The organism is Bacillus vallismortis (assembly GCF_040784915.1).
GTDB classification, from domain to species: Bacteria; Bacillota; Bacilli; order Bacillales; family Bacillaceae; genus Bacillus; species Bacillus subtilis_G.
The window spans coordinates 2573695-2587855 of sequence record NZ_CP160797.1 but is presented as its reverse complement, the minus strand read 5'-3'; the positions used below and the strand labels follow the sequence as shown (position 1 = coordinate 2587855).

Sequence of the window (14161 nt, the reverse complement as noted above, 5' to 3'; positions counted from 1 at the left end):
TATAGTGATGGTGGTAGGATATGAGTATGTATTTGATGTAAGATATTGCTATAGTATGTCCATAACAGCATGAAAATATGAGCGAATGACAGCAAGGGGAGAGACCTGACCGAGAACTTCGGGATACAGGCGCCGAAGGAGCAAACTGCGGAGTGAATCTCTCAGGCAAAAGAACTCTTGCTCGACGCAACTCTGGAGAGTGTTTGTGCGGATGCGCAAACCACCAAAGGGGACGTCTTTGCGTATGCAAAGTAAACTTTCAGGTGCCAGGACAGAGAACCTTCATTTTACATGAGGTGTTTCTCTGTCCTTTTTTGTATGTTTTTTTAGCTGCGCCGTTAAAAAAGGGGAGGAATTCGATGCTGAAAAGAACGCCGTTATTTGACCTGTATAAGGAATATGGAGGGAAAACGATTGATTTCGGGGGCTGGGAGCTTCCTGTTCAATTTTCTTCTATAAAAAAGGAACACGAGGCTGTCCGAACTGCGGCCGGGCTGTTTGATGTATCTCATATGGGAGAGATCGAAGTGTCAGGAAACGATAGTCTGTCTTTTTTGCAAAGGCTGATGACCAATGATGTTTCCGCGTTAACGCCAGGCCGTGCGCAATATACGGCGATGTGCTATTCGGATGGCGGAACCGTCGATGATTTACTTATCTATCAAAAAGGTGAGAACAGTTATTTGCTGGTCATTAATGCATCTAATATAGATAAAGATTTGGCTTGGATGAAAGAACATGCCGCAGGTGATGTGCAGATTGATAATTTGTCTGATCAGATCGCGCTCTTAGCTGTACAGGGTCCAAAAGCAGAAACAATCTTAAAAACGCTTACGTCTTCAGATTTATCTGCATTAAAGCCGTTTGCGTTTATCGATGAAGCTGATATCAGCGGCTGCAAAGCACTTATTTCGCGCACCGGCTATACGGGTGAGGACGGGTATGAAATTTACTGCCGCAATGAGGATGCTGTGTATATATGGGGACAAATTATTGATGCGGGGGAAGCATATGGGCTGATTCCATGCGGTCTCGGCGCACGCGATACTCTCCGGTTTGAAGCGAAGCTCCCGCTTTACGGCCAGGAGCTGACCCGGGATATTACACCGATTGAAGCAGGTATAGGCTTTGCCGTAAAACACAAAAAGGAGTCTGATTTTTTCGGCAAGTCAGTATTGAGTGAACAAAAAGAAAACGGAGCAATGAGGAAGATTGTCGGTCTCGAAATGATCGAAAAAGGGATACCGCGGCACGGATATGAAGTGTTCTATAATGGCAAGCCTGCCGGAAAGGTGACAACCGGCACGCAGTCGCCGACCTTTGGGAAAAACGTCGGCCTTGCCCTAGTTGCTGCGGAAGCGAGTGAAATCGGGACAGTTGTAGAGGTGGAGATTCGCAAAAAATTAGTGAAAGCAAAGGTTGTTAAAACACCATTTTATAAACGCTAATATTTTTTCTTGGGGAGAGGAGTCAACACATGAAGCACCGTTATTTGCCCGCAACAGAAGAGGATAAACAAGAAATGCTTGCCGCTATCGGCGTAAGGGGCATCGATGAACTATTTGCTGATATACCGGAAAACGTCAAATATAAAAAAGAGTATCAAATCAAAAAAGCGAAGTCAGAAACGGAACTCACAAGAGAACTGACAAAGCTGGCCTCTAAAAATAAGGATACCTTACAACACGCGTCTTTCTTGGGAGCGGGTGTATATGACCACTACCAGCCTGTGATTGTGGATCATGTCATTTCACGCTCTGAGTTTTATACGGCATATACGCCCTACCAGCCGGAAATTTCGCAAGGGGAGCTTCAGGCCATTTTCGAATTCCAAACGATGATCTGTGAGCTGACAGGAATGGATATCGCCAACTCCTCTATGTATGACGGCGGAACAGCCTTGGCGGAAGCGGCAATGCTTGCTTCCGGCCATACGAAAAAGAAAAAAATCGTTGTGTCAAAAACCGTGCATCCTGAATCGAGAGAAGTGCTGAAGACATATGCAAAAGGTCAGTATATTGAAGTCGTTGAAGTTCCCGCTGCAGATGGCGTCACCGATCTTGACGCTTTGCGCCAAACCGTTTGCGAGGATACAGCCGCAGTGATCGTTCAGTACCCGAATTTTTTTGGCCGGGTCGAGCCGTTAAAGGATATTGAGCCTATTGCTCATCAAGGGAAATCCATGTTTATTGTGTCAGCCAACCCGCTTGCGTTAGGCCTGCTCGCTCCGCCGGGCAAGTTTCAGGCTGATATCGTCGTCGGCGATGCGCAGCCTTTCGGCATTCCATCAGCATATGGCGGCCCGCATTGCGGCTTTTTCGCCGTCACCAAAAAATTAATGAGAAAGATGCCAGGCCGTCTCGTCGGACAAACGGAAGACGAAAATGGAAAAAGAGGCTTTGTGCTTACATTACAAGCAAGAGAACAGCATATCCGCAGGGATAAAGCGACATCAAATATATGCTCGAACCAAGCTTTAAATGCGCTGGCAGCTTCTGTCGCCATGACAGCTCTCGGGAAAAACGGCGTAAAAGAAATCGCCCGCCAAAATCTCCTAAAAGCCAACTATGCAAAGCAAGAAGCAAAAAAAGCGGGCCTCCCCGTCATATTTGACGGACCGATGTTTAATGAATTTGTCATCAAACTGGATGAACCGGTGAAAGCTGTGAACCAACGTTTGCTGGCAAAAGGCATCATCGGCGGATACGATCTTGGGCTGACGTATCCGGAGCTGGACTGTCATATGCTGATTGCTGTAACGGAGCTGAGAACAAAAGAAGAAATTGACGCACTCATTCAGGAATTGGGGGATCGCCATGAGTAATCAAGATCAGGCACTTATTTTTGAGCTTTCCAGAAAAGGCCGCATCGGCTACAGTCTGCCGGAGCTCGATGTACCGGAAGTCGAATTGGAGGACCTCTTATCAGACACCTATATTCGTGGCGGGGACGCAGAGCTGCCGGAGGTGTCGGAGCTGGATATCATGCGCCATTATACAGCGCTGTCCAAACGGAATCACGGGGTGGATTCAGGCTTTTATCCGCTCGGTTCTTGCACAATGAAATACAATCCGAAAATCAATGAAAAAATCGCGCGCATTCCCGGTTTTGCTGCAATTCATCCTCTTCAAGATGAAGACACGGTGCAAGGCGCTTTAGAGCTTTTATATGATTTAAGTGAGCACCTCGAGGAAATTACGGGAATGGATGAGGTTACGCTTCAGCCAGCTGCCGGGGCGCATGGCGAATGGACGGGGCTGATGATGATCCGCGCCTATCATGAAGCGCGCGGGGATTTCAAGCGGACGAAGGTCATTGTTCCTGATTCCGCGCACGGGACAAATCCTGCTTCAGCGACAGTAGCTGGCTTTGAAACGATTACGGTGAAATCGAATGAAAATGGGCTTGTCGATCTGGAAGATTTAAAAAGATCAGTGAATGAAGAAACTGCTGCTCTTATGCTGACGAATCCGAACACGCTTGGCTTGTTTGAGGAGCAGATCACCGAGATGGCGGAAATTGTTCACCAAGCGGGGGGGAAACTGTACTATGACGGCGCCAATTTAAATGCGGTTTTAAGCAAAGCGAGACCGGGCGATATGGGATTTGACGTAGTGCACCTCAACCTGCATAAAACATTCACTGGCCCTCATGGCGGCGGAGGTCCTGGCTCAGGCCCTGTCGGTGTAAAAAAAGATCTGATTCCTTATTTGCCAAAACCAGTTTTAATCAAAAAGGAAGGCCGCTTTACATTTGATGATGACCGCCCTCATTCGATCGGCCGCGTAAAGCCGTATTACGGCAACTTCGGCATCAATGTCAGAGCGTATGCGTATATCCGCTCCATGGGGCCTGACGGGTTAAAGGCTGTTACGGAGAACGCAGTGTTAAACGCCAACTATATGATGAGAAAGCTCGCGCCTTATTACGATCTTCCGTTTGACCGTCATTGCAAGCATGAATTTGTATTGTCAGGTAAGCGGCAGAAAAAGCTGGGGGTGCGTACGCTTGATATAGCAAAACGGTTGCTCGATTTCGGCTATCACCCGCCTACGATTTATTTCCCGCTTAATGTTGAAGAATGCCTCATGATTGAGCCGACAGAGACGGAATCAAAGGAAACCTTGGATGTGTTTATCGACGCTATGATTCAAATCGCAAGAGAAGCGGAGGAGAATCCGGAGATCGTCCAGGAGGCGCCGCATACGACAATTGTAAAAAGAATGGATGAAACAAAAGCGGCGAGACATCCAGTGCTCAGGTATGAGACGAAAGAGAAGTGAAAAAAACAGCTGTCTGTAAAAAGACAGCTGTTTGCTTTATTTCTTTGCCTTAATCTTTCCGCCCCATTTTTTAAAGCCGCCTTTTAGGTTGTAAATCTCAGTGCAGCCGTTTTTGCGCAGGGTTTGTGCCGCGCGTCCGCTGCGGACGCTGTTTTGGCAGTACAGATAAACAGGCTTGTCCGGACGGATTTCATTTTTTCTCTGTTTCAGCTGGGAAAGCGGGATGTTGCGGGCGCCTAAAATATGCCCGCCCTCAAACTCATTTGGTTCACGGACATCAATGAGCTGCGCTTTTCGGTAACCCGCGCGGAATTCTTCTTCCGTAAGTGTTTTCATAATTCGCTGCTGATAGACATATGAAGCAATCATATACACGATAAACGCAGCAAAAATAATCAAAACGATCATATTAGACAATGTGATTCTACTCCTTTAGCATATAAAATCAAAACCCTGTTTTGTAAAACAAGGCCATAGAGCCGTTTTCGACAAATACTATTATAGTAAAGCATGGCGCGATTGTCATCCATAATGAAACGAAAATATTTTTCATTTTCCCGGCAGTTTGATAAACTAATTCTATTAAAACGGTAAGGAAGGTCTCAAAATGGAAAAAGAAACTTGGCGGTTTATAGACTCAGGCAATGCAAATCCTGCATTCAATATGGCGCTTGATGAAGCGCTTTTATATTGGCACAGCGAAGAAAAAATCCCCCCGGTTATCCGTTTTTACGGCTGGAATCCGGCGACTCTTTCTGTAGGGTATTTTCAAAATATTAAAAAGGAAATCAATTTTGAAGCCGTACATAAGTATAATCTCGGATTCGTCAGACGCCCGACCGGCGGGAGAGGTGTGCTGCACGATCAGGAATTGACATACAGCGTGATTGTTTCAGAAGAACATCCCGAAATGCCGGCAACGGTCACTGAGGCATACCGGGTCATTTCAGAAGGCATACTCCAAGGCTTTAGAAATCTTGGTCTGGACGCTTATTTTGCCATTCCGAGAACTGACAAAGAAAAAGAAAGCTTAAAAAACCCGCGGTCATCCGTTTGTTTTGACGCGCCCTCATGGTATGAGCTAGTGGTTGAGGGACGCAAGGTGGCGGGAAGCGCGCAAACGAGGCAAAAAGGCGTGATTCTTCAGCACGGCTCCATTCTGCTCGACTTGGATGAGGACAAGCTGTTTGATCTGTTCTTGTATCCGAGTGAAAGAGTCAGAGAGCGGATGCAGCGCAATTTCAAAAATAAAGCGGTTGCCATTAATGAACTCACTGAAAAACAGGTAACGATGGATGAGGCCCGTAAAGCCTTTAAAGAAGGATTTGAAACAGGCCTTAACATTCATTTGGAGCCATACGAACTATCTCAGGAAGAGCTTGATTTTGTACATCACTTGGCAGAAACAAAATACGCTTCAGATGAATGGAATTACAAGCGGTAAACAGGGCTTTTGGCCCGCGGAGCATCCTTGTTTTTTCAAGTTCATTAGTGTAAACTTGTAATGGTTTATAAAGTTAAGGTGCTTTTTGGGAGGGTTTCGATGACGACACCAAGTATGGAAGATTATATTGAACAGATTTATATGCTGATTGAAGAAAAAGGATATGCACGGGTTTCCGATATTGCGGAAGCATTGGCAGTCCATCCCTCCTCTGTAACGAAAATGGTTCAAAAACTAGATAAAGACGAATATTTAATTTATGAAAAATATCGCGGTCTCGTGTTAACGTCTAAAGGGAAAAAAATAGGCAAACGGCTGGTATACAGACATGAATTGCTTGAGCAGTTTTTAAGAATCATTGGTGTTGATGAAGAGAAAATATATAACGATGTCGAAGGAATCGAACATCATTTAAGCTGGAACAGCATTGATCGCATCGGGGATCTTGTTCAATATTTTGAAGAAGATGATGCTCGTAAAAAAGATCTGAAATCAATCCAAAAGAAAACAGAACATCATAATCAGTAAAAAGGCGGTCTCGAAGGAGGCCGTCTTTTTTTGATTCGCTGCGCCGCGCGTCATTCGTTGGTCTATTTCTTCGCATGTTTTCTTAAAATGGTAATAAACGATTGAATGGAGGGGGAGGGGAATGAGATGTATATTGACGGTGTATTTTCCGGCGGCGGAGTAAAAGGCATTGCCCTGGCAGGCGCTTATGAAGTGCTTGAGGAAAAAGGCTTCCGCTTTAAACGGCTTGCGGGTACAAGCGCGGGCGCAATTATAGCCGCTTTCATTGCCTCAGGTTACACCAGTAAAGAAATCCATGCTTTAATTGAAGAAGTGGACGGAGAGAAATTGCTGGACCAGCGGTACTCATTTCTCCCCTTGAAAATGCTTCAGTGGGTGTCCATTTACTGGCGTCTTGGCTTATATAAAGGCGATACGATAGAAAAATGGATTGCTGATCTGTTAAGAGCGAAAGGCATAAGGGTTTTCGGTGATTTGCAGAAGGGGTCTCTGCGCCTTATCGCTTCTGATCTGACAAACGGCACCATGATTGTTTTGCCGGACGATTTGGTCCGTTACGGGTTAAATCCCGATATGTTTCCGGTTGCCAGGGCGGTAAGAATGAGCTGCAGCATTCCGTATTTCTTTGAACCGATAAAATTAAAAACGGACACAGACACCGCCACGGTTGTTGACGGAGGGGTGTTAAGCAATTTTCCCATCTGGCTGTTTTCAAAGGAAAGAAAACGCCCTGTTATCGGTGTGACGCTTGCACCGCGGGAAAGGGAGCGTCCGCGAAAAAATATCCGCAACGCATTCGAACTGTTCGGCGCCCTGTTTGAAACGATGAAGGATGCACATGACGCAAGGCACATTGCGTCACGCTATGAACAAAACATCATTTTTCTCCCGGTTGATGACATCATGGCGACCGATTTTCATTTAACACAACAAAAAAAACTAGCCCTGATTGAGCTAGGTAAAAGACGGACAGAGCAGTTTTTAAAACAGTGGACCTATTAAAAAAGCGCTCTGTTTTTCTTTTTATTTTTTTTCCCTTCTATAACAGTCAGCTGAGTCTGGCTTTTTTTCTTGAGAATCATCGGCTTAGGCTTGCTGGCGCTCGGAACGCTGCGCAGGTGGCTGACACGTCCCTTATGTCCGGCGCGGTGCTTTGCTTTTTGTTCTTTCATCCGGCGCCGGGATTGTTTCGCCGCTTTTTTGAAGGCCGCTCCTTCGCTGCCCGCATTTCGATTCATTACATATTTCACAATAAAATAAATAATGATACCTGCCACGATGACGGTTACCGCCATTTTTGCCATTTCTCCGGGATTGGTTACCAGTACATAGAGGAAACCGAACGCTCCCAGCGCAATTAATACAGCAATAATAGGTTGTACACGATGATTCATAACTGTCCACCTCCGAAAGTAATAGCAGGGCAACGGATATTAGATGACGTTGTGAGAAGGCTTCTGATTTTGTGCAGACATTTCTTCGAGTCTGAGAAGCTCGTTAAAGCTTTCGATTGCAACTTCAACCTGGTCATCCTTAGGCTCTTTTGTTGTTAACAGCTGAAGCCAGAGCCCCGGATACCCAAGGAATTTCAGTCCGGGTATATCACGCACTTTGTTTGTCAGCTGCAGAACTTCAAAGGATATGCCGAGTACGACCGGTATCAGCGCGACACGATCTATAACACGCAGCCAAAGCGGATCTGTCGGAACGAGCAAATAGACAAACATGCCGACAATAATCGTAAATAAAATAAAGCTTGATCCGCAGCGGTAATGAAGCCGAGATTGGTTTTGAACATTCTCTACTGTAATTGGCAAATTCTGTTCATAACAGTTTATGACTTTATGTTCGGCTCCATGATATTGAAACACTCTTTTAATGAGCGGTGTCATGGATAAAAAATAAATGTAACCGAGCAGCAAAATCAACTTAAACAGGCTTTCAACCGCGATTTGCGCTGTGTCCGATGAAAAAACCGGCCTTGTCAGTTCAGCTAAGAAAACAGGAACCAATGTAAATACAAATTTACTGAACAAAAATGATAAGACGCCGATAACCGCGAGGCTGAGATACATAGACAGCCCGGAGGATTTTTTTTCTTCCTGCTCAAGTGTCTCGTCTTCAGATGGATCAAGCCCGTAACGTTCGCTAGAAAAATTCAAATGCTTGGTGCCGTTTGCGCTCGCTTCAATAATGGCCGCGATCCCTCGTAAAAACGGAATCTTTTTCACGATGTTCAGTTTCGGGTTGCGTTTGCGGGGAAGCTTAAAGAAGTCAATGCTTCCGTCCGTTCTTCTGATTGCTGTAACGTAATGATGCTTTCCTCCAAACATAACACCTTCCACAACTGCCTGACCGCCGTAAGCGGGCGGAATTTTATGTTTTGACATATTATCAACCTGCCTATTTCTTTAGGATTGCTAACCATTTCCTTTCACTCTATTGTACAGGAAACAGCGCTAAACCTCTAGATTGACAGGCTGAAAAATTGTCTAGCCTTGCTTTATCTACATGCATTATACCCGTTAATTTCAAATTTTACTCGCAGCTGTCAAAAAGTGTGAGCTTTTTTATTGACATTTCATTTTTTGGGCACACTTTAACTGGAGGTGCCATGATGACAAGCGAAAAAAAGACAGAACAAAATGAACAATCGAATGAGAAGCAGGGACCGCCTGTTCCGATGGCCAGCAGGGTGGCGGCAACAGGTTTTTTCGGAGGCGTATTATGGAGTTTCATCGCTTATATTGCGTATTTGTTTCATTTTTCCGAAGTCAGTCCGAATATGATTTTGCAGCCGTTTGTACTCGGAGAGTGGAAAAAACATGGACTGGGGACAGTAATCAGCATTATTTTAATCGGAATTCTTTCAATCGGCGCAGCATTCCTATATTTTCTTCTATTGAAACGGTTAAAAACAATGTGGCCGGGTATTTTATATGGCTTTCTGCTTTGGATGCTCGTGTTTTTTGTTTTTAATCCCATTTTTCCTGATGTGCGCGCGGTGACCGAACTGAAAGCTGATACAGTTATTACGACCATTTGCATTTATTTGCTTTACGGGCTGTTTGTCGGTTATTCCATCTCATTTGAATACAATGAGCTGAATTCGGAGAAGCTGGCACGTGCGCTGGGAACAGTGCATAGAGAATAGTGTATTATCCTTTTCCAGTATGATAAAATGTTCACGAGAAGTGGACATTTTTTTACATGAGATACCCTCACGAAAAGGAGAGATTCATGTGCCTCATTTTTTGATTTTGAACGGGCCGAATGTCAATCGGCTGGGGAAGCGTGAGCCGAAGGTATTCGGCCGCCAGACACTGACCGACATAGAAACAGATCTTTTTCAATTTGCTGAAGCCTTACATATCCAGATCACTTTCTTCCAGTCTAATCACGAAGGTGATTTGATTGATGCCATCCATGAGGCAGCGGAGCAATACGACGGCATAGTTCTGAACCCCGGAGCGCTGAGCCATTACAGCTATGCAATCAGAGATGCTGTTTCGAGCATCGGCCTTCCTGTGGTTGAGGTGCATTTATCAAACTTATATGCCAGGGAGGAATTCAGACATCAGTCGGTCATTGCTCCGGTTGCGAAAGGGCAGATCGTCGGTCTTGGAGCTGAAGGCTATAAGCTTGCGATTCGCTACTTATTAAGCCAGCAAGGGGGAGAATCAAGATGAAGCTAGAGAAATTAAGAGACCAGTTTGGACAGCTGGGGATTGACGGAATGCTGATCACAAGCAGCACGAATGTACGCTATATGACAGGATTTACAGGTTCAGCGGGTCTGGCTGTTATATCAGGTGATAGGGCGGCGTTTATTACGGATTTTCGTTATACAGAGCAGGCGAAGGTTCAGGTAAAGGGCTTTGAAATCATTGAGCACGGCGGAAGCCTGATTCAGACCACCGCCGACACGATTGAAGCGTTCGGCATCAAACGCCTCGGCTTTGAGCAAAACAGCATGACATACGGCACATATGCGTCGTACAGCGCGGTTATCAGTGAGGCTGAATTAGTGCCTGTGGCTGAATCCGTGGAAAAGTTGCGCTTGATTAAGTCTAATGAAGAGATTAAGATATTAGAGGAAGCTGCGAAGATTGCAGATGATGCCTTCAGACATATCTTGACGTTTATGAAACCCGGCATTTCTGAAATCGCTGTTGCCAATGAGCTGGAGTTTTATATGAGAAGCCAGGGAGCTGACAGCTCTTCTTTTGATATGATTGTTGCCTCGGGCCTTCGGTCAAGCCTTCCGCATGGTGTGGCCAGTGACAAACTGATTGAAAGCGGAGACCTAGTTACGCTTGATTTTGGCGCTTATTATAAAGGATATTGTTCTGATATTACCCGTACGGTCGCTGTAGGTGAGCCAAGTGACCAATTGAAGGAGATTTACCAGGTCGTATTTGATGCTCAGGCATTAGGCGTCGCACATATTAAGCCGGGAATGACAGGAAAAGAGGCTGACGCCCTCACAAGGGATCACATTGCGGCAAAAGGCTACGGTGAATATTTTGGCCATTCAACCGGACACGGGCTCGGCATGGAGGTTCATGAATCACCGGGATTGTCCGTCAGATCTTCAGCTATCCTTGAACCGGGCATGGTGGTGACAGTGGAGCCGGGCATTTACATACCAGAAACAGGCGGTGTCCGCATAGAAGATGACATCGTGATTACAGAAAACGGCAACCGGACAATCACCCATTCCCCAAAAGAACTTATTATTTTGTGATTGGAATATAGGAGGACATTAAACATGATTTCAGTTAACGATTTCCGTACAGGATTAACAATCGAAGTAGACGGCGGCATTTGGCGCGTCGTTGACTTCCAGCATGTAAAACCTGGTAAAGGCGCGGCGTTTGTCCGTTCTAAACTCCGCAATCTTCGAACTGGCGCGATTCAGGAAAAAACATTCCGCGCTGGTGAAAAAGTAGCGAAAGCGCAAATCGAAACAAAAACAATGCAATATCTATATGCAAACGGAGACCAGCACGTATTTATGGATACTTCTTCTTATGAGCAGCTTGAACTAAGCGAGACTCAAATCGAAGAGGAATTAAAATACCTGCTTGAAAACATGTCTGTGCATATCATGATGTACCAAGAAGAAACGCTCGGTATCGAACTTCCAAACACAGTTGAACTGAAAGTTGTTGAAACTGAACCCGGCATTAAAGGTGATACAGCATCTGGCGGTACAAAACCTGCGAAAACCGAAACCGGCCTTATTGTAAACGTGCCGTTCTTTGTAAATGAAGGCGACAAACTTGTTGTCAATACATCTGACGGTTCATACGTTTCAAGAGCATAGAAAGAAAAGAGAAGTCTGTTCCCAAATGGGAGCAGGCTTTTTTTGTGCCTAAAAAGAGAATCTTCCTTTTATACGAAAATGACAAGACTACTTCCGCAAGCTAGAGCATATCATATAAAAAAATGGGAGGTTGGGAGAGTGCTATGAAATTTTTGCTTGGAAATATCAATTCTACTGTTTTAACAATGGCCGGATTGCGCGTTTTATCCTCTATGATTGAGCTGACGGCAGCGATTATCATGCTTGTGACAAATGATGTCCGGAAGGCGGTTGTGGTTAACAGCATTCTCGCTATTGTCGGTCCGCTGATTTTTATCATCACCATGACTGTCGGAATCTATCAAATTGCCGGGCAGCTGTCGTATGCAAAGCTGATTCTGATTTTTACGGGTGTTGTTTTAATTTTGGCGGGTGTTCATAAATAAAGAGAGGCTTGTCATAAAGTCTGCCTCACATCATACATTTTAAAGAAGCCAATCGGTAGAAAGGAGGAGGCTCTGTTTGAATGAAATCGCTGAGGTTCTCCCTGAATCCATGAAAAACGCCCTTTCTGAAATACCGGAACATCAATGGCTTGAAATCGAAGAAGTCAGAATTCGGGTCAACCGCCCTGTTGAATTAATTCGAAAAGGACAACCTGTTTTTTTATCCTATGCGGGTACGGCCGAGGATGCCCATCTGATTCTCAGCCGGCTCAGCAACTATAGTATGTATACGCTCGAAGAAGAGCTGAAGAAAGGGTATGTCACGATCAGAGGCGGCCACAGAGTCGGGCTGGCAGGCAGAGTCATTACGGAAAACGGAGGTGTGAAAGGCCTCCGTGACATCGCATCTTTTAATATACGAATTGCCCGGCAAAAACTGGGGATTGCGGAGCCGCTGCTTCCATACTTATATCAAGACAGCTGGTTGAATACGCTGATTATCGGTCCGCCGCAAACTGGAAAAACAACACTTCTCCGAGATCTTGCGAGACTCTCGAGCACCGGCAAAAAACGCATGTCGCCCGTAAAGACAGGAATCGTCGATGAACGGTCAGAAATTGCCGGATGCCTGCGCGGTATTCCCCAGCATCAATTCGGGCAGAGGATTGACGTGTTAGACGCCTGTCCAAAGGCTGAGGGCCTGATGATGATGATTCGGTCTATGAGCCCTGAGGTGATCATTGTCGATGAAATCGGGCGTATGGAAGATACAGACGCACTTCTTGAAGCGCTGCATGCAGGTGTTTCAGTCATCGTATCGGCGCATGGCTGGAGCATATCTGATCTGATGAAACGGCCTTCATTAAAGCGATTGTGGGAAGAAAGAGCCTTTGACCGCTATTTGGAATTATCGAGAGCGAAGGGGCCGGGCACAATAAGCCGCATTTATGACAAAGATGGAAATGTGCTGTCTGGGACGATGGGCGTGAAGACATGCTGAAGCTGCTGGGTGCTGTATTCATTGTGGTGGCGACAACATGGACAGGTTTTGAGATGGCGAAAGTTTATACGGAACGACCGCGGCAAATCCGCCAGCTGCGTGCGGCGCTCCAATCCCTCGAGGCTGAAATCATGTACGGCCATACACCGCTTCATATCGCTTCACAGCAGATTGCCAAGCAGCTGGCACAGCCTGTTTCGGCTCTTTTTACCACATTCAGTAATCAGCTGGACAAGGGCAGCGATTCCGCAAAAACCGCGTGGGAGCAAAGCTTAAAGAAGGTGTGGGACACCATGTCTTTGAAAAAAAGCGAATATGAAGTGCTGAAGCAATTTGGCGAGACGCTCGGGATTCATGACCGAATCTCGCAGCAAAAGCACATCAAGCTGGCGCTTACACACTTGGAAGCCTCGGAAGCGGATGCTGAGCAGGCACAGGCGAAAAATGAAAAGATGATAAAAAGTTTAGGCTTTTTAGCGGGCTTGTTACTCATTCTTCTATTGATGTAAACGTGAGGGGAGCAAAAATAAAATGGGAGTAGACGTGAACGTGATATTTCAAATCGCCGGAGTGGGAATCGTGGTGGCTTTTTTACACACGATTTTGGATCAGATGGGCAAAAAAGAATATGCCCAGTGGGTGACGCTGTTAGGTTTTATCTATATTTTATTTATGGTCGCCACAATTGTAGACGACCTATTTAAAAAGATAAAAGCTGTGTTTTTATTCCAAGGATAGGGGGGCTTGCAGATTGACATTGTTCAAATTGTAGGTTTAGGGCTGATCGCCACCTTCCTTTCTTTAATTGTTAAAGAACAAAAGCCGACTTTTGCGTTTTTAATCGTCGTGTTTGCAGGCTGTGCCATTTTTCTTTATTTGGTAGACCAAATCTACGACATTATTCGAATGATAGAAAAAATTGCAATTAACGCAAACGTCAACATGGTCTATGTTGAAACCATTTTAAAGATTATCGGAATCGCCTATATCGCTGAATTCGGGGCGCAGCTTACAAAAGATGCCGGTCAAGGGGCCATCGCCTCGAAAATAGAATTGGCGGGGAAAATTTTAATTCTTGTTATGGCTGTGCCTATTTTAACAGTCATTATTGAAACGATTCTCGGACTTATACCTTCTATGTCATAACCGAAG

General features: G+C 45.4%; 18 protein-coding genes and 1 riboswitch. Of the genes, 15 read left to right on the top strand and 3 right to left on the bottom strand.

Annotation, left to right across the window (positions count from 1 at the left end; genetic code table 11):
- Nucleotides 1–85: 85 nt before the first annotated feature.
- Nucleotides 86–187, top strand: a riboswitch (glycine riboswitch).
- Between the two features lie 172 nt (nt 188–359).
- From gcvT to gcvPB, 3 genes are read left to right on the top strand one after another with little or no spacing between them, the layout of a single operon-like run.
- Complete coding sequence (gcvT, locus tag ABZM97_RS12590; RefSeq protein ID WP_087990691.1) at nt 360–1448, top strand: glycine cleavage system aminomethyltransferase GcvT; 1089 nt, start codon at nt 360–362, stop codon at nt 1446–1448.
- A gap of 29 nt (nt 1449–1477) precedes the next feature.
- Nucleotides 1478–2824 (top strand): aminomethyl-transferring glycine dehydrogenase subunit GcvPA, encoded by a 1347-nt coding sequence (gene gcvPA / locus ABZM97_RS12585; RefSeq protein ID WP_087990690.1) that lies wholly within the window; start codon nt 1478–1480, stop codon nt 2822–2824.
- Nucleotides 2817–4283 carry an aminomethyl-transferring glycine dehydrogenase subunit GcvPB gene (gcvPB, locus tag ABZM97_RS12580; RefSeq protein WP_202327204.1) on the top strand — a complete coding sequence of 489 codons (1467 nt, stop codon included), beginning with the start codon at nt 2817–2819 and terminating at the stop codon, nt 4281–4283. Before gcvPA ends, gcvPB begins: the two co-directional genes overlap by 8 nt.
- 36 nt (nt 4284–4319) lie before the next feature.
- Here the strand turns inward: gcvPB and ABZM97_RS12575 are convergent, their stop codons facing one another.
- Entirely contained in the window at nt 4320–4700 is a 381-nt protein-coding gene (locus ABZM97_RS12575; protein ID WP_014664580.1) for a rhodanese-like domain-containing protein, read from the bottom strand.
- Between the two features lie 190 nt (nt 4701–4890).
- Here ABZM97_RS12575 and lipM point away from each other — a divergent pair, with 190 nt between their 5' ends.
- The 3 genes from lipM to ABZM97_RS12560 all read left to right on the top strand — a co-directional run bounded on the left by lipM (nt 4891) and on the right by ABZM97_RS12560 (nt 7257).
- The gene (gene lipM / locus ABZM97_RS12570; RefSeq protein ID WP_087990689.1) at nt 4891–5727 is read left to right on the top strand and encodes an octanoyltransferase LipM; all 837 of its coding nucleotides are present in this window, start codon (nt 4891–4893) and stop codon (nt 5725–5727) included.
- A 99-nt stretch (nt 5728–5826) separates the two neighbouring features.
- Nucleotides 5827–6255, top strand: coding sequence for a transcriptional regulator MntR (gene mntR, locus ABZM97_RS12565; RefSeq protein ID WP_003236923.1), 429 nt, complete (start codon nt 5827–5829; stop codon nt 6253–6255).
- Between the two features lie 126 nt (nt 6256–6381).
- Nucleotides 6382–7257 carry a patatin-like phospholipase family protein gene (locus tag ABZM97_RS12560; RefSeq protein WP_087990688.1) on the top strand — a complete coding sequence of 292 codons (876 nt, stop codon included), beginning with the start codon at nt 6382–6384 and terminating at the stop codon, nt 7255–7257.
- Here ABZM97_RS12560 and ABZM97_RS12555 read toward each other — a convergent pair.
- Together ABZM97_RS12555 and ABZM97_RS12550 are read right to left on the bottom strand one after the other, a co-directional pair.
- Entirely contained in the window at nt 7254–7649 is a 396-nt protein-coding gene (locus tag ABZM97_RS12555; protein WP_003226367.1) for an SA1362 family protein, read from the bottom strand. The genes ABZM97_RS12560 and ABZM97_RS12555 overlap by 4 nt on opposite strands.
- A gap of 39 nt (nt 7650–7688) precedes the next feature.
- Nucleotides 7689–8645 carry a DUF1385 domain-containing protein gene (locus ABZM97_RS12550; RefSeq protein ID WP_087990687.1) on the bottom strand — a complete coding sequence of 319 codons (957 nt, stop codon included), beginning with the start codon at nt 8643–8645 and terminating at the stop codon, nt 7689–7691.
- A 224-nt stretch (nt 8646–8869) separates the two neighbouring features.
- On the opposite strand from ABZM97_RS12550, the gene ABZM97_RS12545 reads away from it, so the two are divergent.
- The 9 genes from ABZM97_RS12545 to spoIIIAD all read left to right on the top strand — a co-directional run bounded on the left by ABZM97_RS12545 (nt 8870) and on the right by spoIIIAD (nt 14155).
- A complete protein-coding gene (locus ABZM97_RS12545; protein WP_087990686.1) occupies nt 8870–9409 on the top strand; it encodes a YqhR family membrane protein in 540 nt (179 codons plus the stop codon).
- An 88-nt stretch (nt 9410–9497) separates the two neighbouring features.
- Entirely contained in the window at nt 9498–9944 is a 447-nt protein-coding gene (gene aroQ, locus ABZM97_RS12540) for a type II 3-dehydroquinate dehydratase (protein WP_087990685.1), read from the top strand.
- Entirely contained in the window at nt 9941–11002 is a 1062-nt protein-coding gene (papA, locus tag ABZM97_RS12535) for an aminopeptidase PapA (protein ID WP_087990684.1), read from the top strand. The genes aroQ and papA overlap by 4 nt, the downstream gene beginning before the upstream one ends.
- Nucleotides 11003–11026: 24 nt before the next feature.
- A complete protein-coding gene (gene efp / locus ABZM97_RS12530) occupies nt 11027–11584 on the top strand; it encodes an elongation factor P (protein WP_148962031.1) in 558 nt (185 codons plus the stop codon).
- Nucleotides 11585–11727: 143 nt separating this feature from the next.
- On the top strand, nt 11728–12009 hold the full coding sequence (locus ABZM97_RS12525; RefSeq protein ID WP_003226379.1) for a YqhV family protein: 282 nt from the start codon (nt 11728–11730) through the stop codon (nt 12007–12009).
- A 76-nt stretch (nt 12010–12085) separates the two neighbouring features.
- Complete coding sequence (gene spoIIIAA / locus ABZM97_RS12520; protein WP_087990682.1) at nt 12086–13009, top strand: stage III sporulation protein AA; 924 nt, start codon at nt 12086–12088, stop codon at nt 13007–13009.
- On the top strand, nt 13003–13518 hold the full coding sequence (gene spoIIIAB / locus ABZM97_RS12515; protein WP_202327206.1) for a stage III sporulation protein SpoIIIAB: 516 nt from the start codon (nt 13003–13005) through the stop codon (nt 13516–13518). Before spoIIIAA ends, spoIIIAB begins: the two co-directional genes overlap by 7 nt.
- Nucleotides 13519–13540: 22 nt before the next feature.
- Complete coding sequence (spoIIIAC, locus tag ABZM97_RS12510) at nt 13541–13747, top strand: stage III sporulation protein AC (protein ID WP_003153142.1); 207 nt, start codon at nt 13541–13543, stop codon at nt 13745–13747.
- Nucleotides 13748–13753: 6 nt separating this feature from the next.
- Entirely contained in the window at nt 13754–14155 is a 402-nt protein-coding gene (gene spoIIIAD, locus ABZM97_RS12505) for a stage III sporulation protein AD (protein WP_003230228.1), read from the top strand.
- Nucleotides 14156–14161: the final 6 nt, after the last annotated feature.

Bases quoted from the DNA above. Each gene is read 5' to 3' on its own strand.
- spoIIIAB (WP_202327206.1), top strand. From the start codon at position 13,003: ATGCTGAAGCTGCTGGGTGCTGTATTCATTGTGGTGGCGACAACATGG.
- spoIIIAC (WP_003153142.1), top strand. From the start codon at position 13,541: ATGGGAGTAGACGTGAACGTGATATTTCAAATCGCCGGAGTGGGAATC.
- efp (WP_148962031.1), top strand. From the start codon at position 11,027: ATGATTTCAGTTAACGATTTCCGTACAGGATTAACAATCGAAGTAGAC.
- gcvPA (WP_087990690.1), top strand. From the start codon at position 1,478: ATGAAGCACCGTTATTTGCCCGCAACAGAAGAGGATAAACAAGAAATG.
- gcvPB (WP_202327204.1), top strand. From the start codon at position 2,817: ATGAGTAATCAAGATCAGGCACTTATTTTTGAGCTTTCCAGAAAAGGC.
- mntR (WP_003236923.1), top strand. From the start codon at position 5,827: ATGACGACACCAAGTATGGAAGATTATATTGAACAGATTTATATGCTG.
- lipM (WP_087990689.1), top strand. From the start codon at position 4,891: ATGGAAAAAGAAACTTGGCGGTTTATAGACTCAGGCAATGCAAATCCT.
- ABZM97_RS12525 (WP_003226379.1), top strand. From the start codon at position 11,728: ATGAAATTTTTGCTTGGAAATATCAATTCTACTGTTTTAACAATGGCC.
- gcvT (WP_087990691.1), top strand. From the start codon at position 360: ATGCTGAAAAGAACGCCGTTATTTGACCTGTATAAGGAATATGGAGGG.
- ABZM97_RS12555 (WP_003226367.1), bottom strand. From the start codon at position 7,649: ATGAATCATCGTGTACAACCTATTATTGCTGTATTAATTGCGCTGGGA.
- ABZM97_RS12545 (WP_087990686.1), top strand. From the start codon at position 8,870: ATGATGACAAGCGAAAAAAAGACAGAACAAAATGAACAATCGAATGAG.
- papA (WP_087990684.1), top strand. From the start codon at position 9,941: ATGAAGCTAGAGAAATTAAGAGACCAGTTTGGACAGCTGGGGATTGAC.
- ABZM97_RS12560 (WP_087990688.1), top strand. From the start codon at position 6,382: ATGTATATTGACGGTGTATTTTCCGGCGGCGGAGTAAAAGGCATTGCC.
- ABZM97_RS12550 (WP_087990687.1), bottom strand. From the start codon at position 8,645: ATGTCAAAACATAAAATTCCGCCCGCTTACGGCGGTCAGGCAGTTGTG.